This window comes from Burkholderia sp. HI2761 (assembly GCF_002223355.1).
Lineage (GTDB): Bacteria > Pseudomonadota > Gammaproteobacteria > Burkholderiales > Burkholderiaceae > Burkholderia.
Map to the genome: position 1 here is coordinate 1,778,530 of NZ_NKFN01000004.1, position 22,132 is coordinate 1,800,661.

Below are 22,132 nucleotides of genomic sequence, written 5' to 3' on the forward strand. Positions count from 1 at the left end.
CGCGCGCGGTTGCATTCAATGCGGTATCAGTGTGCGGCCCATTCGATCGTCGACAGATCGATGCCTTCCTGGTGCATTTCCCAGAGCGGCGACAGTTCGCGCAGCTTCGCGATCTTGCTGTTCAGCAGGTCGATCACGAAGTCGACTTCCTGCTCCGTCGTGAAGCGGCCCACCGTGAAGCGGATCGAGCTGTGCGCGAGTTCGTCGTTGCGGCCGAGCGCACGCAGCACGTACGACGGCTCCAGCGACGCCGACGTGCACGCGGAGCCCGACGACACCGCGACGTCCTTGATCGCCATGATCAGCGACTCGCCTTCGACGAAGTTGAAGCTGATGTTCAGGTTGTGCGGGACACGTTGATCCATGTCGCCGTTCACGTAGGTTTCCTCGATCTGCGACAGGCCGCGCAGCAGCTTGTCGCGCAGCATGCGGATGCGCTCGTTCTCGGTCGCCATTTCCTCGCGCGCGATGCGGAACGCTTCGCCCATGCCGACGATCTGGTGCGTCGGCAGCGTGCCCGAACGCATGCCGCGCTCGTGACCGCCGCCGTGCATCTGCGCTTCGATGCGCACGCGCGGCTTGCGACGCACGTACAGCGCGCCGATGCCCTTCGGGCCGTAGGTCTTGTGTGCCGAGAACGACATCAGATCGACCTTCAGCTTCGCGAGGTCGATCACGACCTTGCCGGTCGACTGCGCGGCATCGACGTGGAACACGATGCCCTTCTCGCGGCAGATTTCGCCGATCGTCCCGATGTCCTGAATCACGCCGATCTCGTTGTTCACGTGCATCACCGACACGAGGATCGTGTCCGGGCGCAGCGCGGCCTTGAACACGTCGAGGTCGATCAGGCCGTCATCCTTCACGTCGAGGTAGGTGACGTCGAAACCGTCGCGCTCGAGCTCGCGGCAGGTGTCGAGCACGGCCTTGTGCTCGGTCTTCACCGTGATGATGTGCTTGCCCTTGCCCTTGTAGAAGTTCGCGGCGCCCTTGATCGCGAGGTTGTCCGACTCCGTGGCGCCGGACGTCCAGATGATCTCGCGCGGATCGGCGTTCACGAGTGCGGCCACCTGCTCGCGCGCTTCCTCGACCGCGCGCTCCGCGTCCCAGCCATAGGCATGGCTACGCGACGCCGGGTTGCCGAACTGCTCGCGCAGGTACGGCACCATCTTGTCGACCACGCGCGGATCGACGGGCGTCGTCGCGCTGTAATCCATATAGATGGGCAGGTGGAGAGTCTCTTGGGTCATCTGTCGCTCCGGGTATTCTGTGCAGGGACTATGTGCGTTATGGGGTATGGCGGGCGCCTTCGCGCTCACGAACTCGCGATGTTGAACACCGAATTGGGGCCGAGCGGCATCGTGCGCACGGGCTCGGCCGGTGCGGCGACGGGCTCCGGCGCGCGACGGTCGCGCAGCACCGCCGGGGCGCCCTCGCGTGCGCGCTGCTGATCGACGAGATCCTGCAGCGACACCGAATCGAGGTATTCGACCATCTTCTGGTTCAGCGTCGACCACAGCTCGTGCGTCATGCAATGGCCGTCGGGCTGCTTCGAGCCGTCGCACGTGCCTTTGCCGCCGCACTGCGTGGCGTCAAGCGGTTCATCGACCGCGATGATGATGTCGGCAACGGTGACATCCTGCGCGCGACGCGCGAGGTTGTAGCCGCCGCCCGGGCCGCGCACGGATTCGACGATTTCATGCCTGCGCAGCTTGCCGAACAGCTGTTCGAGATACGAGAGCGAAATCCGCTGGCGCTGGCTGATGCCTGCAAGCGTCACCGGGCCCTGCTCCTGGCGCAGTGCCAAGTCAATCATCGCCGTGACGGCGAAACGGCCTTTGGTGGTGAGTCTCATGGTGTCTAGGGGACTGCAATCTTGACGATTTTGGTCAAGTATAAATATTTGACGTTTTTAGTCAAGTATCCATGTCTTTGAAAGGGTATTCGCAGACCGCTGAATACCGCCCGGTCAGCGCGCCGTGCGTGCGCGCAGCGTCTCCAGCAGCCCCGCGCATGCGCGCTCGACCTGGTCGAGCACCTGCTCGAAGCCCTGCGCGCCGCCGAAATAGGGGTCGGCCACTTCGGTTTCGGTCGCGCCAGGTGCGAATTCCATCAGCAGGCGCACCTTGTCGCGATGCTGCGGCGGACAACGGCGGCGCAGTTCGGCGAGATTCGCTTCGTCCATCGCGAGCAGCAAGTCGAACTGCTCGAAATCCGCCGCGCTCACCTGTCGCGCGCGCAACGCCGACAGATCGTAGCCGCGGCTACGGGCCGCCGCCTGCGCACGCGTATCGGGCGGCTCGCCCACGTGCCAGTCGCCGGTGCCGGCCGAATCGATCGCGATCCGGTCGGCCAGCGCGGCCGCGTCGACCTGGTGGCGCATCACGCCCTCCGCGGTGGGCGAACGGCAGATGTTGCCGAGACAGACGAAACAGATCGCAACGCGGGTCATCGCACTATCGGAAAGCCGCGGCGAGCCGCGTGGGTGAAGAACACGCCATTATACAAAGGGGGCCTAAATCGCGCCGCCGCGCGAAGCGACGGCGCCATGCCTCACAGCGCCTTCGGCGCAGCGAGCACAATGTCGCCGGATGCTGCCGGCAGCGGCTGCGCCGCGTCGCCGACCAGCCCGAACGACACCGCGCGCGCCAGTTCGGCGGACGCCTGGTGAACCTCGAGTGGGCCGCGCGACGGCGCACCGGCCATCGCATGCAGATAGGCAACCGCTGCCAGCGGGACCACGATTGCCAGCGGCCAGTACATCGATATTGTCTTTTTCATGATGCGGACCTCCTTGACCTCGTACCCCGAAACCCAATTCCGGGGACTACAGACGAGATTCTATAGGTCGCATCTATCGAGATAAATATGCAAATAGCGAACGCACTGTTGCTGCCCGCTGAACAGTGTCAGCCGAGATGGCTTTGCGACGCCGCGTACAGCTCGCGGAACGTGCGCCCGGTCGGCGTCGGCATGTCGCGCGTATCCATCCAGCCGCCCATCATCGGCAGGCGCCGCAGCGTGCCGGCGTTGCCGCCCAGCCGCTCGAGGACGCGCACCGCGAGCTTCGTCGTCAGCGCATACAGCATCGGCCGCCGTGCGAAGAAGCCCCACACGGCGAGCCCTGCGCGCTCGCGCCAGGGCCGCAGGTGGCGCTCGACCTGCTTCTCGCGCAGCGTGCGCAGCAGGTGCGACAACGGAATCCCGGCCGGACATACGCTGTCGCATTCGCCGCACAGCGTCGCGGCCTGCGGCAGGTCGAGCGTGCGGTCGAGTCCGACGTAGCTCGGCGTCAGCACCGATCCCATCGGGCCCGGATAGACCCAGCCGTACGCATGACCGCCGACCTTCTGGTACACCGGGCAATGGTTCATGCACGCGCCGCAGCGGATGCAGCGCAGCATCTCCTGGAATTCGCCGCCGATCAGGCCGGTGCGGCCGCCGTCGACGAGCACCACGTAGTTGTGTTCGGGGCCGTCCTCGTCGCCCTGCCCGCGCGGCCCGCTCAGCAGCGAGAAATAGTTCGACGTCTTCTGCCCCGTCGCGGAGCGCGGCAGCAGACGCATCGCGGTCGCGAGATCCTCGAGCGTCGGCAGCACCTTCTCGATGCCCGTCACCGCGACATGCACGCGCGGCATGACCGTGCACATGCCCTCGTTCCCTTCGTTCGTCACGAGCGCGACCGAGCCCGTTTCCGCGATCACGAAGTTGCCGCCCGTCACGCCCATGTCGGCCGACATGAAATGCGGGCGCAGCACCTCGCGCGCCTCGCGCGTCATGTCCGGAATCTCGGTGAGCCGCTCGCGCCGGTGCGTACGCGCGAACAGGTCGGCGATCTCGTCCTTGTCCTTGTGCACGACGGGCGCAATGATGTGGCTGGGCGGCTCGTTGTCGTTGATCTGCAGGATGTATTCGCCGAGGTCCGTCTCGATCGACTGCACGCCCATCTCGGCGAGCACCGCGTTCAGGCGCATTTCCTCCGACACCATCGACTTGGTCTTGATGACCTTCTTCACGCCGTGCCGGCGCGCGATGTCGGCCACGAGCCGCGCGGCGTCCGCGGTCGTTTCGGCGAACAGCACCGTCGTGCCGCGCCGCGTCGCCTCACGCTCGAACGCCTCGAGCCACACGTCGAGATTCTCCAGCGCACGGTTGCGGCGCGCCTTGAGCGCGGCGCGCGTGGCCGGGAAGTCGATCATGGTCATCGCATCGGCGCGCGCGGACACGAACTTCGTCGACAGCTTCTTCAGGTTCTGCTGCAGGCGCTCGTCGGCCAGCTTCTGGCCGGCGCGCGCCTTGAAATGCATCGATTGGACTTGCATCGCGGTATCGGGGAAAAGTGAGCGGAACCGGGCGTCAGACGTCGCCCGCCAGCACCTGCGCGACGTGCAGCACGCGCGTGTCGCGGTCGCCGGTGCGGCGCAACCGCCCTTCGATGTTCAGCATGCAGCCGAGATCGCCGAGCACGACGGCGCCCGCGCCGGACGCGCGCACGTTCGCGCATTTCTCGTCCGCGATGGCCGCCGAGATGTCGCCGTACTTGACCGCGAACGTACCGCCGAAGCCGCAGCAATGCTCGCAGTCCTTCATCTCGGTCACCGCGACGCCGCGCTGCGCGAGCAGCGCGCGCGGCTGCGCCTTCACGCCGAGCTCGCGCAGGCCCGAGCACGCGTCGTGATAGGTGACCGGCCCGGCGAATTCGCCCGGCGCGAGCGACACCTTCGCGACGTTGGCAAGGAAATCGGTCAGCTCGTGGACTTTCTGCTGGAACCGCGTGTAGCGCCCCATCAGCTCGGGATCGTCGCGGAACAGGTCGCCGTAGTGCGTGCGGATCATCCCGCCGCACGAACCCGACGGCGCGACGACGTAATCGAACTGCTCGAACTCGCGCAGCGTCTTTTCAGCGAGGTCGCGCGCGAGCGCGCGGTCGCCCGAGTTGTAGGCCGGCTGGCCGCAGCAGGTCTGCGTGGGCGGCACGATCACCTCGTAGCCGGCGTCGCGAATCAGCTTGAGCGCCGAAAAACCGATTTCGGGGCGCATCAGGTCGACCAGGCAGGTCACGAACAAACCGACTCGCATACGTGCTCCTTCGAGAAAACGGCCCTCATTATCCGACGTTTGGCCAGCAAGACCAACGCCGGCGCGCGCGCAAGCCCCCGGTGCGCGAAGCGAGGACTTCCTCGAACGGCGTTCGCTTTTTTCACAATACGAGATACAATCGGTTCAACACCGCTTGACGCGTCAACCGATTCCTCCCCCGACATGAGCCAACCCAACCCGGATTCAAAAACGTCGATCCAGGTGATCGAACGCATGATGCGGTTGCTGGACGCGCTCGCCGCGCACAGTGACCCGGTCAGCCTGAAGGAACTTGCGCAGCGCACGGAGCTGCACCCGTCGACCGCCCATCGCATCCTCAACGACATGGTGACCTGCCGTCTCGTCGACCGCTCCGACCCCGGTACCTACCGCCTCGGCATGCGGCTGCTCGAGCTCGGCAATCTCGTGAAGGCCCGCCTGTCGGTGCGCGACGCGGCGCTGATGCCGATGCGCGAGTTGCACCGCCTCACCGGGCAGACCGTGAACCTGTCGGTGCGCCAGGGCGACGAGATCGTCTACATCGAGCGTGCGTACTCGGAGCGCTCGGGGATGCAGGTCGTTCGCGCGATCGGCGGCCGCGCCCCGCTGCACCTCACGTCGGTCGGCAAGCTGTTCCTCGCGGCCGACGAAACGTCGCGTGTGCGTGCCTATGCGACGCGCACGGGGCTGTCCGGCCATACCCAGAACAGCATTACCGAGATCTCGAAGCTCGAGCGCGAACTGACCCTCGTCCGCCAGCAATCGTGCGCGCGCGACAACGAGGAACTCGAACTCGGCGTGCGCTGTATCGCCGCCGGCATCTACGACGATTCGGGCAAGCTCGTCGCGGGCCTGTCGCTGTCGGCACCGGCCGACCGCCTGCAGGATGCGTGGCTCGGCCAGTTGAGCCGGACGGCGCTCACCATCTCGGAATCGCTGGGCTACCGGCCGGCGCCCGTGAAGGACGTGGACGGGTTGCAGCGGCAGGCGTAAGCCGCGCCATCGGCCCGGTTCCGACTCCGGTTCCGCCGGACGAAAAAAGCCCCGCGATTGCGGGGCTTTTTCTTTGCGGCGACCGGTACGGCGGCGAACCGCCGCACACGATCAGGTACCGCCGCTCGGCGTGTTGGCCGCCGTCAGGCGCTCGCCGCCGCCGGCATCGAGCCAGTTGCGCAGGCGCGATGCGTCGGCGAAGCGCGAATACTTGCCGAACGAATCGAGCAGCACCATCACCATCGGCCGGCCGTGGATCGTTGCCTGCATCACGAGGCATTCGCCCGCTTCGTTGATGAAGCCCGTCTTCTGCAGGCCGATGTCCCACGAGCCGTTGCCGCGGATCAGCGCGTTGGTGCTGTTGTAGACCAGGTTACGCTTGCCCGTGTACACCTCGTAGGTGCGATCGGTCGAGAACTGGCGGATCATCGGGTACTGGTACGCCGCATTGACCATCTTCACGAGGTCGCGCGCGCTCGACACGTTCGAGCTCGACAGGCCGGTCGAATTCTCAAAGTGCGTATCGGTCATGCCGAGCGACTTCGCCTTCGCGTTCATCGCCGCGATGAACGCCGGACGGCCACCCGGGTAGTAACGCGACAGCGCGGCGGCCGCGCGGTTTTCCGACGCCATCAGCGCGATGTGCAGCATGTCCTCGCGCGACAATACCGAGCCGACCGACAGGCGCGAGCCCGTGCCCTTCTCGTAGTCGCGGTCTTCGTCGGTGACTTCGAGCGGGTCGGTCATCGGCGACTTCGAGTCGAGCACGACCATGGCCGTCATCAGCTTCGAGATCGACGCGATCGGCACGACCGCGTGCGAATTCTTGTCGAACAGCGGCTCGCCGGAATTCTGGTCGACGACGTACGCGACGCTGGAGCGCAGCGCGAGCGCGTCGGGCGTGTCGTGCAGGCCGAATGCCTGGCCGACCGTCGGACGGCGCGGCTGGAACGCGACCTTGCGCACCGCGCCGCGATGGCCGCCATGCACGCCGTTCGCCGCGAGCGTCATGCGCTTTCGCGACGCTTTCGCGCGCGGCGCATCGGCCGCGGCGACCTTCGCGGAGTTGTCGGAGCTCGCCTTGGCCGACTTCTTCTTCGCTGACGAAGCAGGAGCGACGGCTTTTTTCTTGGCGGCTTGGGTCTTCGCAGTGGCGGCGAAGGCGTCAGCAGGCGTGACGGACGCGGTGGTCGCGAGCAACGCGACTGCGACCGACACAGCCGTGCCGAGCGTCATGCTCTGCAACAATCTGCGCGGTGAAAACGATTCGGCTTTCATTGGGGTCTGGACAAAGCGGGCGGGAGGTTTCCGCAAGTGTAGTTAAAGCTGAAAAAAAGAGCAATATTAGGCACTTACCGATCGTCTTTAAACCGGAATGTAAGAGTCGGCCAACCTCCGGCCAATCGACCCTTGCGCACCCATTGAAAAAATCCATGGGATGCCCTGCCCGACAGCGCCCGTCTCCCGATTACACACGGTTAATTGAGATAACGTCACTTCGGAGACGATTTAAAGCGGGGAAAGTACGTATCCGGTGCTCGGCATGCCAAAGGCGCCGGCCTCGACCCGTGGCGGCGGCACGTCGCCACGGCACGCGCATCGAAACGGCGCGTTTTTCGACAGGAACAGAAGGATAACGTTCCATGGGCCTGTCAGGTTTACCTGCGCATGATCATGGTGCGGCGCGCTTGCCCCGCCGCCGTGCGCACCATGTGGGAACGTGCCTGAAACCGATTCCGGACGACCGCGATAACTCGTTGTTTTATCGATAATTTGTCGTGATTGTGCAACGCACAAAAAATACTTGACATCCGTTTTCTCTGCCCTAAAATAGGCCTCATTGCTGCGTTGCACAAAGCACGCGGCGCCGAAGTTCCCCAGTGTAGTGCCCTTTATTTCTGCGATCGACGTGATCGCTTTTCAGGAGCTTGACATGTCCTTGCTGACCCCCGAGCAAATCGCCGCCGCCCAAAAAGCCAACCTCGAAAGCCTGTTCGGTCTGACGACCAAGGCGTTCGAAGGCGTCGAAAAGCTGATCGAACTCAACCTTCAGGTCGTGAAGTCGACGCTGGCCGAGGGCCAGGAAAACGCACAGCGTCTGCTGTCGGTGAAGGACGCGCAGGAACTGATCGCGCTGCAAGCGAGCCTGTCGCAGCCGGTCGCGGAAAAGGTGCTGTCGTACGGCCGTCACCTGTACGAAATCGCATCGTCGACGCAAGCCGAGTTCGCGAAGGTTGCCGAAGCGCAGTTCGAAGAGCAGAACAAGAAGGTCCAGGCACTCGTCGACAACGTCGCGAAGAACGCCCCGGCCGGTTCGGAAACGGCTGTCGCCGCACTGAAGTCGGCACTGAACGCTGCGAACACCACGTACGAAACGGTTCAGAAGGCCACGAAGCAAGCCGTCGAAATCGCCGAAACGAACTTCAACGCTGCTGCTGCCGTCGCAACGAAGGCTGCAACCGCCGCTGCCGCACGTCGTTCGAGCAAGCCGGCCGCGTAAGCGTCCCCTGCTCCTGAAAGAGCCGCGCCCAGCGCGGCTTTTTCGTTTCTGGCGCAAGAACGCGCGCGGGAGCAGCAAACCGCCCGTTCCGATCGATCGCCTGTCGCACGCCGCGCAAAAAAAACGCCGCCGCCCGGTTTGCCCGGGCGGCGGCGTTTTTTTTGGCCGGCACTTGGGGTGCCGGGCCGATCGCGTTACTTCTTGCGCTGCGGCGGCAAGTCGGTACAGACGCCTTCGTACAGCTCGGCGGCCATGCCGACCGATTCGCCGAGCGTCGGGTGCGGATGGATCGTCTTGCCGATGTCTTCCGCGTCCGCGCCCATCTCCACGGCGAGGCACACTTCGCTGATCAGGTCGCCCGCGTTCAGGCCGACGATGGCCCCACCGATCACGCGATGGGTTTCCTCGTCGAAGATCAGCTTCGTGAAGCCTTCGTCGCGGCCGTTCGCGATCGCGCGGCCCGAAGCGGCCCACGGGAACACGGCCTTGCCGTACTTGATGCCCTCGGCCTTGCACTGGTCTTCGGTCTTGCCGGCCCACGCCACTTCCGGATCGGTGTAGGCCACCGACGGGATCTGCAGTGCGTCGAAGTACGCCTTTTCGCCGTGCGCGGCTTCCGCGGCGACGTGGCCTTCATGCACGGCCTTGTGCGCGAGCATCGGCTGGCCGACGATATCGCCGATCGCGAAGATGTGCGGCACGTTCGTGCGCATCTGCTTGTCGACGTCGATGAAGCCGCGATCCGTGACCGCGACGCCGGCCTTGTCGGCACCGATCTTCTTGCCGTTCGGGCTGCGGCCCACCGCGACCAGCACGAGGTCGTAGCGCTGCGCTTCCGCGGGCGCCTTCTCGCCCTCGAACTTCACGTAGATGCCGTCTTCCTTCGCTTCCGCGCCGACCGTCTTGGTCTTCAGCATCACGTTGCCGAAGCGCTTCGCGTTGTACTTTTCCCAGACCTTCACGAGATCGCGGTCGGCGCCCATCATCAGGCCGTCCATCATTTCGACGACGTCGATCTCGGCGCCGAGCGTCGCGTACACCGTCGCCATTTCGAGGCCGATGATGCCGCCGCCGATCACGAGCATGCGTTTGGGCAGCTGGCGCAGTTCGAGCGCGCCCGTCGAATCGACGACACGCGGATCTTCCGGCATGAACGGCAGCTTCACGGCCTGCGAGCCCGCGGCGATGATCGCCTGCTTGAACTTGACGACCTTCTTGCCGTTTTCGCCCTGCACTTCCATGTGATACGGATCGACGAATGCACCGACGCCCGTGACGACTTCAACCTTGCGTGCCTTCGCCATGCCGGCGAGGCCCGTCGTCAGCTTCTTGACGACGCCGCCCTTGAAGTCGCGCAGCTTGTCGAGATCGACCTCCGGCTTGCCGAACGAGATGCCGTGCGACGCGAGCGCCGCGGCTTCGTCGATCACGAGCGCCGTGTGCAGCAGCGCTTTCGACGGGATGCAGCCGACGTTCAGGCACACGCCGCCGAGCGTCGAATAGCGTTCGACGAGCACGGTCTTCATGCCGAGATCGGCTGCGCGGAACGCAGCCGAGTAGCCGCCGGGGCCGGCGCCGAGCACGAGCATGTCGCACTCGATGTCGGCGGCGCCGCCATAGCTGCCGGCTTGCGGCGCGGGTGCCGGAGCGGCCGCGGCCGGAGCCGGCGCAGCCTTCGGCGCTTCGGGCGCTTTCGCGGGTGCGGGTGCGGCTGCGCCTGCCGAGGCTTCGACGATGGCGATGATGGTGCCTTGCGAGACTTTCTCGCCGGCTTTGACCTTGACTTCCTTGACGGTGCCGGCGACGTCGCTGGGCACTTCCATGGAGGCTTTATCGGATTCGAGCGTGATGAGCGTTTGCTCTTTTTCGATCACGTCGCCGGGTTTGACGTTGACTTCGATGACATCGACGCCGCTGAAATCGCCGATATCCGGAACCTTGACTTCGATGAGACTCATGACTGTCCCCTTCTTGATTGACTGCAGACAGAGGGGGAGGAACCCGCGAGAGAACCTGACGACGGCCGGCGAAAGACTGCGAGCTTGGGCAGGACCACCTTTGCCGTCCGCCCAAGGACGCGCCTTTCTTTTGGTTACTTTTCTTTGGAAGACAAAGAAAAGTGACCGCCGCCCCGCGCAGGGGCGACGCTAATAGACCGTTAGCACAACAGGTTCAACGACGACGACGGCGTGGAGAACAACAACAAAAACCAAACCACGCCCCCGCGAGCCCCACCCCGCTCATCAAAGAATGATGCGACGGAAATCCCCGAGCAACGCCCCGAGATACGCATTGAAACGCGCGGCTTCGGCGCCATCGATGACGCGATGGTCATACGACAGCGACAGCGGCAGCATGAGCCGCGGCACGAACTGCTTGCCGTCCCACACCGGCTTCATCTGGCCGCGCGACAACCCGAGGATCGCCACTTCCGGCGCGTTGATGATCGGTGTGAAGTTCGTCCCGCCGATCCCGCCGAGCGACGAAATCGAGAAGCAGCCGCCCTGCATCTGGTCCGGCTTCAGCTTGCCTTCGCGCGCGGCCTTCGACAGGTCGCTCATTTCCTTCGCGATGTCGACGAGGCCCTTCTTGTCCGCATCGCGAATCACCGGCACGACGAGGCCGTTCGGCGTATCGGCCGCGAAACCGACGTGGAAGTACTGCTTGAACACGAGGTTGTCGCCGTCGAGGCTCGCGTTGAAGGTCGGGAATTTCTTCAGCGCGGCGACGACCGCCTTGATCACGAACGCGAGCATCGTGAACTTCACGCCCGCCTTTTCGTGTTCCTTGTTCAACTGGACGCGCAGCGCTTCGAGCTCGGTGATGTCCGCTTCGTCGTTGTTCGTGACGTGCGGGATCATCACCCAGTTGCGATGCAGGTTCGCGCCCGAGATCTTCTTGATGCGCGACAGCGGCTTCGCCTCGAACGGGCCGAACTTCGAGAAGTCGACCTTCGGCCACGGCAGCAGGTTCAGCTCGCCGCCGCCTGCCGGTGCGGCTGCCGCGGCCGGTGCCGCACGCTGGCCCGTCATCACGCCCTTCACGAAGCCCGTGACGTCGTCCTTCGTGATGCGGCCCTTCGGACCCGAGCCCTGCACGCGCGAGACTTCGACGCCGAGTTCACGCGCGAACTTGCGGACCGACGGCGATGCGTGGCTGGCGCGGTATTCGCCGGACGGCGCGGCGGCCGGTGCCGGCGCGGCCTTCGCGGGTGCAGCGGCGGGCGCCGGAGCGGCCGCGGCCGGAGCCGGTGCGCTGGCCTGCGGCGCAGCGGCAGCCGGTGCGCCGGCGGCTTCGAGCAGCACGATCAGCGTGCCTTCCGACACCGAATCGCCCACCTTCACCTTGATGTCCTTCACGACGCCGGCAGCCGGGCTCGGCACGTCCATCGTCGCCTTGTCCGACTCGAGCGTGACGAGCGACTGCTCCTTCTCGACCGTGTCGCCGACCTTCACGCCGATCTCGATCACCGGCACGTCCTTGTAGTCGCCGATGTCGGGCACCTTCACTTCGAGCGTGCCGCCGGACGCTGCCGGTGCGGCAGCGGGCGCCGCGGCGGCCGGTGCCGGCGCTGCTGCCGGTGCCGGAGCGGCGGCCGGAGCCGGAGCCGGAGCCGCGGCCGGTGCAGCCGCGCCGTTCGCCTGGGCGGCCGCGCCGCCTTCGAGCAGGACGATCAGCGAACCTTCCGACACGGAATCGCCGACCTTGACCTTGATTTCCTTCACGACGCCGCCCACCGGGCTCGGCACGTCCATCGTCGCCTTGTCCGACTCGAGCGTGACGAGCGACTGCTCGGGCTCGACCGTATCGCCGACCTTCACGCCGATCTCGATGACCGGCACGTCCTTGTAATCGCCGATATCCGGCACCTTCACTTCGATCGCTTGACTCATCTGTTTCTGTCTCCATGGCTGCGCGCGCTCCTCGCGGGAGCGGCGCGCGGCATCACACGGCGTGTGCGTTAAACGGTCATCGGGTTGGGCTTGGACGGATCGAGGTTGTACTTGGCGATCGCGTCCGCGACCACCTTGCGCTCGATCGTGCCTTCGTCGGCCAGCGCGTTGAGCGCGGCGACGGTGACCCAGTGACGGTCGACCTCGAAGAAGTGACGCAGTTTCTCGCGGGTGTCCGAACGGCCGAAGCCGTCGGTGCCCAGCACGACGAAGCGGCGATCGATCTGGCCGCGGATCTGGTCGACCAGCGCACGGACGTAGTCGGTCGATGCGATGACCGGGCCCTGCGTGTCCTTCAGGCACTTCTGCACGTGCGACAGGCGACGCTCCTCGGTCGGATGGAGCAGGTTCCAGCGCTCGACCTGATGGCCTTCGCGCGCGAGCTCGGTGAAGCTCGGCACGCTCCACAGGTCGGCGGCGACGCCCCAGTCGTTCTTCAGCAGGTCGGCAGCCGCGATCACTTCGTTGAAGATCGTGCCCGCGCCGAGCAGCTGGACGCGCGGCGCCTTCTTGTCGGCGTCGGCCTTCTTGAACGCGTACATGCCCTTGATGATGTCGGCCGCCACGTGCTCGCCCTGCGGAATCGCCGGGTGCTCGTAGTTCTCGTTCATCACCGTGATGTAGTAGTACACGTCTTCCTGGTCCTGCACCATGCGGCGCAGGCCGTCCTGGACGATCACCGCGAGTTCATAGCCGAACGTCGGGTCGTAGCTCACGCAGTTCGGCACCGATGCCGCCCACAGCAGCGAGTGACCGTCTTCGTGTTGCAGGCCTTCGCCGTTCAGCGTCGTACGGCCCGCCGTGCCGCCCAGCAGGAAGCCGCGCGAACGCATGTCGCCCGCGGCCCATGCGAGGTCGCCGATCCGCTGGAAGCCGAACATCGAATAGAAGATGTAGAACGGCACCATGATCTCGCCGTGCGTCGAATACGACGTCGCCGCCGCGATCCAGTCGCACATGCCGCCCGCTTCGTTGATGCCTTCCTGCAGGATCTGGCCCGTCTGCGATTCCTTGTAGAACATCAGCTGGTCGGAATCCTCCGGCACGTACTTCTGGCCTTCCTGGTTCCAGATACCGATCTGGCGGAACAGGCCTTCCATGCCGAACGTACGCGATTCGTCCGGGACGATCGGCACGATGCGCTTGCCGAGCGCCTTGTCCTTCAGGAGGATGTTCAGGATCCGCACGAACGACATCGTCGTCGAGATCTCGCGGCCTTCGCCCGTGCCCTTCAGCAGCGGCTCGAACGCGTCGAGCGCCGGCACCGGCAGCGACGTCGCCTTCTCGCGGCGGTGCGGCAGGTAGCCGCCGAGGTCCATGCGCTTCTGGCGCATGTATTCGAGTTCCTTCGAGCCTTCCTCGAACTTCAGGTACGGCACGTCGGCGATCTGCTCGTCGGTGATCGGCAGGCGGAACTGGTCACGGAACTTCTTCAGTTGCTCGACCGGCAGCTTCTTCTGCTGGTGCGTGATGTTCATCGCCTGGCCCGACTCGCCCATCCCGTAGCCCTTGATGGTCTTCGCGAGGATGACGGTCGGCGCGCCCTTCGTGTTGGTGGCTTCGTGGAACGCCGCGTAGATCTTGTGCGGATCGTGGCCGCCGCGGTTCAGCGCCCAGATGTCGTCGTCCGACCAGTCGGCGACGAGCGCCTTCAGTTCAGGCGTGTTGAAGAAGTGCTCGCGAACGAACGCGCCCGACTCCGACTTGTACGTCTGGTATTCGCCGTCGACGCATTCCATCATCCGGCGCATCAGCGCACCCGTCTTGTCGCGGGCGAACAGCGCATCCCAGCGGCTGCCCCAGATGACCTTGATCACGTTCCAGCCGGCGCCGCGGAATTCCGATTCGAGTTCCTGGATGATCTTGCCGTTGCCGCGCACCGGGCCGTCGAGACGCTGCAGGTTGCAGTTGATCACGAACACGAGGTTGTCGAGCTTCTCGCGGCTCGCCATGCCGATCGCGCCGAGCGATTCCGGCTCGTCCGTCTCGCCGTCGCCGAGGAACGCCCATACCTTGCGGCCTTCCGTCTTCGCGATGCCGCGCGACTCCAGGTACTTCATGAAGCGTGCCTGGTAGATCGCCATGATCGGGCCGAGACCCATCGACACGGTCGGGAACTGCCAGAAGTCCGGCATCAGCCACGGGTGCGGGTACGACGAAATGCCCTTGCCGTCGACTTCCTGGCGGAAGTTGTCGAGCTGCTCTTCCTTCAGGCGGCCGAGCAGGAACGCGCGCGAGTATACGCCCGGCGACGAGTGGCCCTGCACGAACACGAGATCGCCGCCGTGCTGGTCGGACGCCGCGTGCCAGAAGTGGTTGTAGCCGACGTCATAGAGCGTCGCGGCCGACGCGAACGACGCGATGTGGCCGCCGACGTTGGTGTCCTTGCCTGCGCGCAGCACCATCGCCAGCGCGTTCCAGCGCGTGTACGAACGGATGCGGTGCTCGATGTCCTGGTCGCCCGGAATCTTCGCCTGGGCTTCGAGCGGAATCGTGTTGATGTACGGGGTATTGGCGGAGAACGGCAGGTGTTCGCCGTGCATGCGGGCGAATTCGATCTGCTTTTCGATCAGGTAATGCGCACGGCCGGTGCCCACGGAGGAGATCACGCCATCGAGCGACTCGAGCCACTCGACGGTTTCTTGCGGGTCGTCGTCACGTTCGGCGGCGACATATTTCATCACTTCGTTCGGTACAGCGGACATTCTCGTCTCCTGGGTCCTGGAATGTGAGGATCGCTCTCGTGCAGACGTCGCGACGCGGCCGGCTGCGGGCAAGCTCCGACGGATTGTAATGAGCGTGGACGGGCCTGCGCAACAAAATTTTCGAATCGTGAGATCTTTTCTCACCATACGAAATATTGCTGCGCTGCACCTATATTTCAGGGCTCCGCAGCCCGTCTCGTCGGAACAAAACCGTTTCCGTTCAACATATCCGGTATAGGTTTTCCATGTATTGCGCTGCGCTACAATCCTGCCATGTTGACCGATCGGCTTTTCGCACGCTCGGCGCGACCGCCGGGCCCGCCGGCGGAGTCGCAGCCGTCCCGTTGGCACCACGGACCGTGGTGGTCCAACTCCTATTTGCTGACGCCGCTGCTGTCGATCCTGGTGTTCCTCGTCGTGATGAGCCTCATCCTGTGGAGCCTCAACCGGCGCGAACAGCAGCAGCAGGAAGACACCCTCTTTCGCAACGTCGCGTGGGCCCAGCAGCAGATCCGCCTGTCGATGACGGGCGCGCAGGAACAGTTGCAGGCGCTGTCGCGCGACCTCGCATCCGGCCGCCTCGACCAGAACGCGTTCCAGATGGCCGTCGCGGACGTGATGCAGACGCATCCGGAAATCCTCTACCTGAACTGGTACACGGCGCCGGGCGTGCAGCGCTGGCCGGCCGTGCATCCGCCGCTGCTCGGCCAGCGGCTCGCGAAGCCCGGCGACGCGCAGATGCAGGACGCCGTGCGCGGTGCGTACGACGAGGCGCGCAGCACGCGCCGCCAGGCCTATTCGCCGCTGATCTACGACGACTTCGGCAACGGCTTCATCACGTTGCAGACGCCCGTGATGCGCGGCGACCGCGAATATCTCGGCTCGATCGCCGCGGTGTTCTCCGTCGAGGGCATCCTGAAGCACGACATCCCGCAGGAACTGTCGTCGAAGTACAAGATCTCGATCACCGATTCGAACAATCGCGAACTGTCGTCCACGTCGACGCGCCCGCGCCTGCCGCGCGACTCGCACTACGATCTCCCGCTCGACCCGCCCGGCCAGGGGCTGACGGTGCGCGTGTACGCGTTCCCGCAACTCACGAACCTGACCAACAACACGCTCGTGTGGCTGGTCGCCGGCCTGTCCTGCTTCGTGCTGTGGAGCCTCTGGAGCCTGTGGAAGCACACGCGCCAGCGCTTCGAGGCGCAGCAGGCGCTGTATGCGGAAGCGTTCTTCCGCCGCGCGATGGAAAACTCGGTGCTGATCGGCATGCGCGTGCTCGACATGCATGGCCGCATCACGCACGTGAACCCCGCGTTCTGCCGGATGACCGGCTGGGACGAAACCGATCTCGTCGGCAAGGTCGCGCCGTTCCCGTACTGGCCGCGCGACGCATACCCGGAAATGCAGCGCCAGCTCGACATGACGCTGCGCGGCAAGGCGCCGAGCTCGGGCTTCGAGCTGCGCGTGCGGCGCAAGAACGGCACGCTGTTCCATGCGCGCCTGTACGTGTCGCCGCTGATCGACAGTTCGGGCCGCCAGACCGGCTGGATGTCGTCGATGACCGACATCACCGAGCCGAAGCGCGCGCGCGAAGAGCTCGCGGCCGCGCACGAACGCTTCACGACGGTGCTCGAAAGCCTCGACGCCGCGGTGTCGGTGCTCGCCGCCGACGAAGCCGAGCTGCTGTTCGCGAACCGCTACTACCGCCACCTGTTCGGGATTCGCCCGGACGGCCACCTCGAACTGTCCGGCGGCGGCTTCGACCGCGCGCAGGCGTCGTCCGACTCGATCGACATGGTCGACGCGTTCGCGGGCCTGCCGGCCGCCGCGCTGACGAGCAGCACGGCCGATGCGCAGGAAGTGTACGTCGAGAGCATCCAGAAGTGGTTCGAGGTGCGCCGCCAGTACATCCAGTGGGTGGACGGCCATCTCGCGCAGATGCAGATCGCGACCGACATCACGACCCGCAAGAAGGCGCAGGAACTCGCGCACCAGCAGGAAGAAAAGCTGCAGTTCACGAGCCGATTGATGACGATGGGTGAAATGGCGTCGTCGATTGCTCACGAATTGAATCAGCCGCTCGCCGCGATCAACAACTACTGCTCGGGCACGCTCGCGCTCGTGAAGAGCGGCCGCGGCACGCCCGAGACGCTGCAGCCCGCGCTGGAAAAGACCGCGCAGCAGGCGCTGCGCGCCGGGATGATCGTCAAGCGGATCCGCGAATTCGTGAAGCGCAGCGAGCCGAAGCGCCAGCCGGCGCGGGTCGCGGACATCGTCGCCGACGCGGTCGGGCTCGCCGAAATCGAGGCCAGAAAGCGCAGGATACGGATCGTCACGGAAATCCTCGCAAGAATGCCTATTATTTATGTCGACCCCGTGCTGATCGAACAGGTGCTGATGAACCTGATGAAGAACGCAGCCGAGGCGATGGCCGACGTGAAGCCGGCGTCGGTGGACGGCGTGATCCGCGTCGTCGCCGACATCGATGCGGGCTTCGTCGACATCCGTGTGATCGACCAGGGCCCGGGCGTCGACGAAGCGACCGCCGAGCGCCTGTTCGAACCGTTTTACAGCACCAAGTCCGATGGCATGGGCATGGGGCTGAACATCTGCCGTTCGATCATCGAATCGCATCGGGGGCGTCTGTGGGTGGTCAACAACGTCGAGCCGGATGGCCGCATTTCCGGCGCGACGTTCCACTGCAGTCTGCCCATTGGGGAACCCGCTGATCTCGGCCAAGGGGGGCGCGAGGCATCGGCATCACATACCGTTACGGGAGAACTATGAATAGCCCTGTCACCACCACTCAGGAAACCGTCTTTGTCGTCGACGACGACGAGGCCGTACGGGACTCGCTGCGCTGGCTGCTGGAGGCGAACGGCTATCGCGTTCAATGCTTCTCGAGCTCCGAGCAGTTCCTCGATGCGTACCAGCCGGCGCAGCAGGCCGGCCAGATCGCTTGCCTGATCCTCGACGTGCGGATGTCGGGCATGAGCGGCCTCGAATTGCAGGAACGCCTCATCGCCGACAATGCCGCGCTGCCGATCATCTTTGTCACCGGTCACGGCGACGTGCCGATGGCCGTGTCGACGATGAAAAAGGGTGCGATGGACTTTATCGAGAAACCGTTCGACGAAGCCGAGCTGCGCAAGCTCGTCGAGCGGATGCTCGACAAGGCCCGAAGCGAAAGCAAGAGCGTCCAGGAGCAGCGTGCCGCGAGCGAACGGCTGTCGAAGCTGACCGCGCGCGAGCAGCAGGTGCTCGAGCGGATCATCGCGGGCCGCCTGAACAAGCAGATCGCCGACGACCTCGGCATCAGCATCAAGACCGTCGAGGCGCACCGGGCGAACATCATGGAAAAGCTCAACGTCAACACGGTGGCCGATCTGCTGCGCCTCGCGCTGTCGAAGAAACAGGCCTGAGCATGTTCCCCGGCCGCGGCGGCGCTGCCCGCCCGGCCCGCAACCGGTGTTTTCCGCCCCGCGCGATGCGGCCCACTCGCGCGGCGGCAGCCGTTCCTCCCGGCGCACGAGCGCCGCGGCCATGACGCTTCCCGTTGATTCGCTGTCGGACGGCGGCAGGCGAACGGTATAATTACGTGCTTTGCTACGGCGCTTCGGGCGCCGTACGCCCGCATTCCAACTTCCCGGCAGAACCCACCACCATGACAGCCCTCCTCATCGACGGCAACGCCCTTTCGAAGACCTTGCGCGGTCAGGCCGCCGAACGCGCCGCCGCGCTGACCGCACGCGGCCACCAGCCCGGTCTCGCGGTGATCCTCGTCGGCGCCAACCCGGCGAGCGAAGTCTACGTGCGCAACAAGATCAAGGCATGCGAGGACAACGGTTTCTTCTCGCTGAAGGATGCGTACCCGGCCACGCTGTCGGAAGCCGACCTGCTCGCGCGCATCGACGAACTGAACCGCGACCCGAAGATCCACGGCATCCTGGTCCAGCTGCCGCTGCCCGCGCATATCGACAGCCACAAGGTGATCGAGGCGATCGCGCCGGAGAAGGACGTCGACGGCTTTCACGTCGCGAACGCCGGTGCGCTGATGACCGGCAAGCCGCTGTTCCGCCCGTGCACGCCGTACGGCGTGATGAAGATGTTCGAAGCGCACGGCATTGCGCTGCAAGGCGCGAACGCGGTCGTGATCGGCCGCTCGAACATCGTCGGCAAGCCGATGGCGATGATGATGCTCGACGCCGGCGCGACCGTGACGATCTGCCACAGCAAGACGCGCGACCTCGCCGCGCATACGCGTCAGGCCGACATCGTGGTCGCCGCGGTCGGCAAGCGCAACATCCTGACCGCCGACATGGTGAAGCCGGGCGCGACGGTGATCGACGTCGGCATGAACCGCGACGACGCGGGCAAGCTGTGCGGCGACGTCGATTTCACGGGCGTGAAGGAAGTCGCCGGCTACATCACGCCGGTGCCGGGCGGCGTCGGCCCGATGACCATCACGATGCTGCTGATCAACACGATCGAATCCGCCGAACGCGCCGCTGCCGCCGCAGCCTGAGGCCCCACCCGCTCAGCCGGCGCGCGGTTCCGTGCGCCGGCGCCTCGCCAGCCGCAATCGCGCAGCCGCATCGCGCCAGCCGGCACGCCCGACACCGCGCATCCGACCCTGCGTCAATCGCACCGTTAGAAACTAACGATTGGAAAGCGCGCGAGGCGCCCCAATAATATTGATATCGGGCGCGTTCGCGCCCCGCCGCCGTTACCCTTTTCATCCCGGTTCATCCGGCAACAGACAGGGAGTCTTATGTCCGCCAGCGCCAATACCAATCCGCTCCTCGACTTCTCCGGCCTGCCCCGTTTCGGCGAGATCCGGCCGGAGCATGTGACGCCCGCGCTCGACACGCTGCTCGCTGCCGCCAGCCGCGCGGTCGAAGCGGCGAGCGCGAGCGAGACGCCGTCGACCTGGGCCACCGTGGTCGAGACGGTCGAGCAGGCCACGGAGCCGCTCGGCCGCGCATGGGGCATCGTCGGCCACCTGAACGCAGTCGCCGACACGCCCGAACTGCGGGCTGCCTACGGTGAAAACCTGCCGCGCGTGACCGAGTTCTGGTCGAGCGTCGGCCAGAACCTCGCGCTGTACGAAAAATACAAGGCGATCGCCGCGAGCGCCGAATACGCGACGCTGTCCGCCGAGCGCAAGAAGATCCTCGACAATGCGCTGCGCGACTTCCGCCTGTCGGGCGCCGAGCTGCCCGAGGACCAGAAGCCGCGCTTCGCGGAACTGCAGGAACAGCAGGCCGCGCTGTCGAAGGCGTTCTCCGATCATGTGCTCGACGCGACCAACGCGTACGCGTACTTCGCCAAGGACGAAGCCGAGCTGGCCGGCCTGCCCGGCGACGCGATTGAAGCCGCCCGCGAAGCTGCCCAGAAGGACGGCAAGGAAGGCTGGAAATTCACGCTGCATTTCCCGTCGTACTTCCCGGTGCTGCAATACGCCGACAACCGCGCGCTGCGCGAGACGCTCTACCGCGCCTATGCGACCCGCGCATCGGAACTCGGGCCGCAGTACGGCGACGGCAAGGCCGAATGGGACAACACGGCGATCGTCGCCGACGCGCTGAAGCTGCGCCGCGAAGAGGCGCAGATGCTCGGCTATCGCAACTTCGCCGAAGTATCGCTCGCGCCGAAGATGGCCGAATCGCCGCAGCAGGTGATCGCGTTCCTCGAGGATCTCGCGACGCGCGCACGCCCGCACGCGGACAAGGACTGGGACGAGCTGCGCACGTTCGCCGCGAAGGAACTCGGCCTCGCCGAACTCGCGCCGTGGGACGTCGCATACGCGGCCGAAAAGCTCCGCCAGCAGCGCTATGCGTTCTCGGAAAACGAGGTCAAGCAGTACTTCCCGGAACCGGCCGCGCTGAAGGGCCTGTTCACCGTCACCGAGACGCTGTTCGGCGTGAAGATCAAGCCGGACGACGCGCCGGTATGGCACAAGGACGTGCGCTTCTTCCGCGTCGAGAATCGCGACGGCTCGCTCGTCGCGCAGTTCTATCTCGACCTGTACGCGCGCGAAGGCAAGCGCGGCGGCGCGTGGATGGACGACGCACGTTCGCGCGCGAAGCGCGGCAGCGACGTGCAGACGCCCGTCGCGTACCTGACCTGCAACTTCTCCGCGCCGGTCGGCGGCAAGCCCGCGTGCTTCACGCACGACGAGGTCATCACGCTGTTCCATGAATTCGGCCACGGGCTGCACCACATGCTCACGCGCGTCGACGAACTCGGCGTGTCGGGCATCAACGGCGTCGAATGGGATGCGGTCGAACTGCCGTCGCAGTTCATGGAAAACTTCTGCTGGGAATGGGACGTGCTGTCGTCGATGTCGTCGCACGTCGATACGGGCGCCGCGCTGCCGCGCGAGCTGTTCGACAAGATGATCGCCGCGAAGAACTTCCAGAGCGGGCTCGGCACGCTGCGCCAGATCGTGTTCTCGATGTTCGACATGCTGCTGCACGTCGACTTCGACCCGGCCGGCGCCACCGGCGTGACCGCATTCGCGCGCGAGATCAACGAGCGCTATCACGTGATCCCGCAGGCGGCGTTCTCGCGCTGGCCGAACACGTTCAGCCATATCTTCGCGGGCGGCTACGCGGCCGGCTACTACAGCTACAAGTGGGCCGAAGTGCTGTCGGCCGATGCGTACGCGGCGTTCGAGGAAGCGGCCGCCGCCAGCGGCAGCGTGCTCGACGCGGCAACCGGCACGCGCTATCGCCGCGAAATCCTCGAGGTCGGCGGCAGCCGTCCGGCGATGGAGTCGTTCAAGGCGTTCCGCGGCCGCGAGCCGCAGATCGACGCGCTGCTGCGCCACAACGGGATGGCCGCGCCCGCGCACTGAGCGCGTCGCCCGGCCGCACCGGCAGCATCGACAGGCACCG

At 65.5% G+C, this 22,132-nt stretch carries 16 protein-coding genes; 6 read left to right on the forward strand and 10 right to left on the reverse strand.

Annotated elements, in window-relative coordinates:
• Positions 1-26: 26 nt before the first annotated feature.
• From CFB46_RS15170 to CFB46_RS15195, 6 genes are all read right to left on the reverse strand, one after another.
• Positions 27-1,250, reverse strand: a complete 1,224-nt coding sequence (locus tag CFB46_RS15170; RefSeq protein ID WP_089500315.1) for an IscS subfamily cysteine desulfurase — start codon at positions 1,248-1,250, stop codon at positions 27-29.
• Between the two features lie 65 nt (positions 1,251-1,315).
• Complete coding sequence (gene iscR / locus CFB46_RS15175) at positions 1,316-1,855, reverse strand: Fe-S cluster assembly transcriptional regulator IscR (RefSeq protein ID WP_006401955.1); 540 nt, start codon at positions 1,853-1,855, stop codon at positions 1,316-1,318.
• A gap of 114 nt (positions 1,856-1,969) precedes the next feature.
• On the reverse strand, positions 1,970-2,452 hold the full coding sequence (locus CFB46_RS15180; protein ID WP_027784864.1) for a low molecular weight protein-tyrosine-phosphatase: 483 nt from the start codon (positions 2,450-2,452) through the stop codon (positions 1,970-1,972).
• A gap of 101 nt (positions 2,453-2,553) precedes the next feature.
• Positions 2,554-2,781, reverse strand: a complete 228-nt coding sequence (locus CFB46_RS15185; RefSeq protein WP_027784865.1) for a hypothetical protein — start codon at positions 2,779-2,781, stop codon at positions 2,554-2,556.
• Between the two features lie 128 nt (positions 2,782-2,909).
• A complete protein-coding gene (locus CFB46_RS15190; protein ID WP_027784866.1) occupies positions 2,910-4,322 on the reverse strand; it encodes a lactate utilization protein B in 1,413 nt (470 codons plus the stop codon).
• 34 nt (positions 4,323-4,356) lie between these two features.
• Positions 4,357-5,079 carry a (Fe-S)-binding protein gene (locus CFB46_RS15195; RefSeq protein WP_027784867.1) on the reverse strand — a complete coding sequence of 241 codons (723 nt, stop codon included), beginning with the start codon at positions 5,077-5,079 and terminating at the stop codon, positions 4,357-4,359.
• A 183-nt stretch (positions 5,080-5,262) separates the two neighbouring features.
• Between CFB46_RS15195 and CFB46_RS15205 the strand changes: the two genes are divergently transcribed.
• Positions 5,263-6,072 carry an IclR family transcriptional regulator gene (locus tag CFB46_RS15205; protein ID WP_027784868.1) on the forward strand — a complete coding sequence of 270 codons (810 nt, stop codon included), beginning with the start codon at positions 5,263-5,265 and terminating at the stop codon, positions 6,070-6,072.
• A 111-nt stretch (positions 6,073-6,183) separates the two neighbouring features.
• On the opposite strand, the gene pbpG is transcribed toward CFB46_RS15205, so the two are convergent.
• Positions 6,184-7,350 carry a D-alanyl-D-alanine endopeptidase gene (pbpG, locus tag CFB46_RS15210; RefSeq protein WP_027784869.1) on the reverse strand — a complete coding sequence of 389 codons (1,167 nt, stop codon included), beginning with the start codon at positions 7,348-7,350 and terminating at the stop codon, positions 6,184-6,186.
• 655 nt (positions 7,351-8,005) lie between these two features.
• On the opposite strand from pbpG, the gene CFB46_RS15215 reads away from it, so the two are divergent.
• The gene (locus CFB46_RS15215; RefSeq protein WP_006481973.1) at positions 8,006-8,572 is read left to right on the forward strand and encodes a phasin family protein; all 567 of its coding nucleotides are present in this window, start codon (positions 8,006-8,008) and stop codon (positions 8,570-8,572) included.
• A 194-nt stretch (positions 8,573-8,766) separates the two neighbouring features.
• Here the strand turns inward: CFB46_RS15215 and lpdA are convergent, their stop codons facing one another.
• The 3 genes from lpdA to aceE all read right to left on the reverse strand — a co-directional run bounded on the left by lpdA (position 8,767) and on the right by aceE (position 15,230).
• Entirely contained in the window at positions 8,767-10,530 is a 1,764-nt protein-coding gene (lpdA, locus tag CFB46_RS15220; protein WP_027784870.1) for a dihydrolipoyl dehydrogenase, read from the reverse strand.
• Between the two features lie 285 nt (positions 10,531-10,815).
• Positions 10,816-12,465, reverse strand: coding sequence for a dihydrolipoyllysine-residue acetyltransferase (gene aceF, locus CFB46_RS15225; protein ID WP_027784871.1), 1,650 nt, complete (start codon positions 12,463-12,465; stop codon positions 10,816-10,818).
• Between the two features lie 68 nt (positions 12,466-12,533).
• Positions 12,534-15,230, reverse strand: coding sequence for a pyruvate dehydrogenase (acetyl-transferring), homodimeric type (gene aceE, locus CFB46_RS15230; protein ID WP_027784872.1), 2,697 nt, complete (start codon positions 15,228-15,230; stop codon positions 12,534-12,536).
• A gap of 273 nt (positions 15,231-15,503) precedes the next feature.
• Here aceE and fixL point away from each other — a divergent pair, with 273 nt between their 5' ends.
• From fixL to CFB46_RS15250, 4 genes are all read left to right on the forward strand, one after another.
• Positions 15,504-18,020 (forward strand): oxygen sensor histidine kinase FixL, encoded by a 2,517-nt coding sequence (gene fixL / locus CFB46_RS15235; RefSeq protein WP_027784873.1) that lies wholly within the window; start codon positions 15,504-15,506, stop codon positions 18,018-18,020.
• Complete coding sequence (gene fixJ, locus CFB46_RS15240) at positions 18,017-18,655, forward strand: oxygen response regulator transcription factor FixJ (RefSeq protein WP_027784874.1); 639 nt, start codon at positions 18,017-18,019, stop codon at positions 18,653-18,655. Before fixL ends, fixJ begins: the two co-directional genes overlap by 4 nt.
• 242 nt (positions 18,656-18,897) lie before the next feature.
• Positions 18,898-19,758 (forward strand): bifunctional methylenetetrahydrofolate dehydrogenase/methenyltetrahydrofolate cyclohydrolase FolD, encoded by an 861-nt coding sequence (gene folD, locus CFB46_RS15245; protein ID WP_027784875.1) that lies wholly within the window; start codon positions 18,898-18,900, stop codon positions 19,756-19,758.
• A 246-nt stretch (positions 19,759-20,004) separates the two neighbouring features.
• Positions 20,005-22,092 carry a M3 family metallopeptidase gene (locus tag CFB46_RS15250; protein ID WP_027784876.1) on the forward strand — a complete coding sequence of 696 codons (2,088 nt, stop codon included), beginning with the start codon at positions 20,005-20,007 and terminating at the stop codon, positions 22,090-22,092.
• Positions 22,093-22,132: the final 40 nt, after the last annotated feature.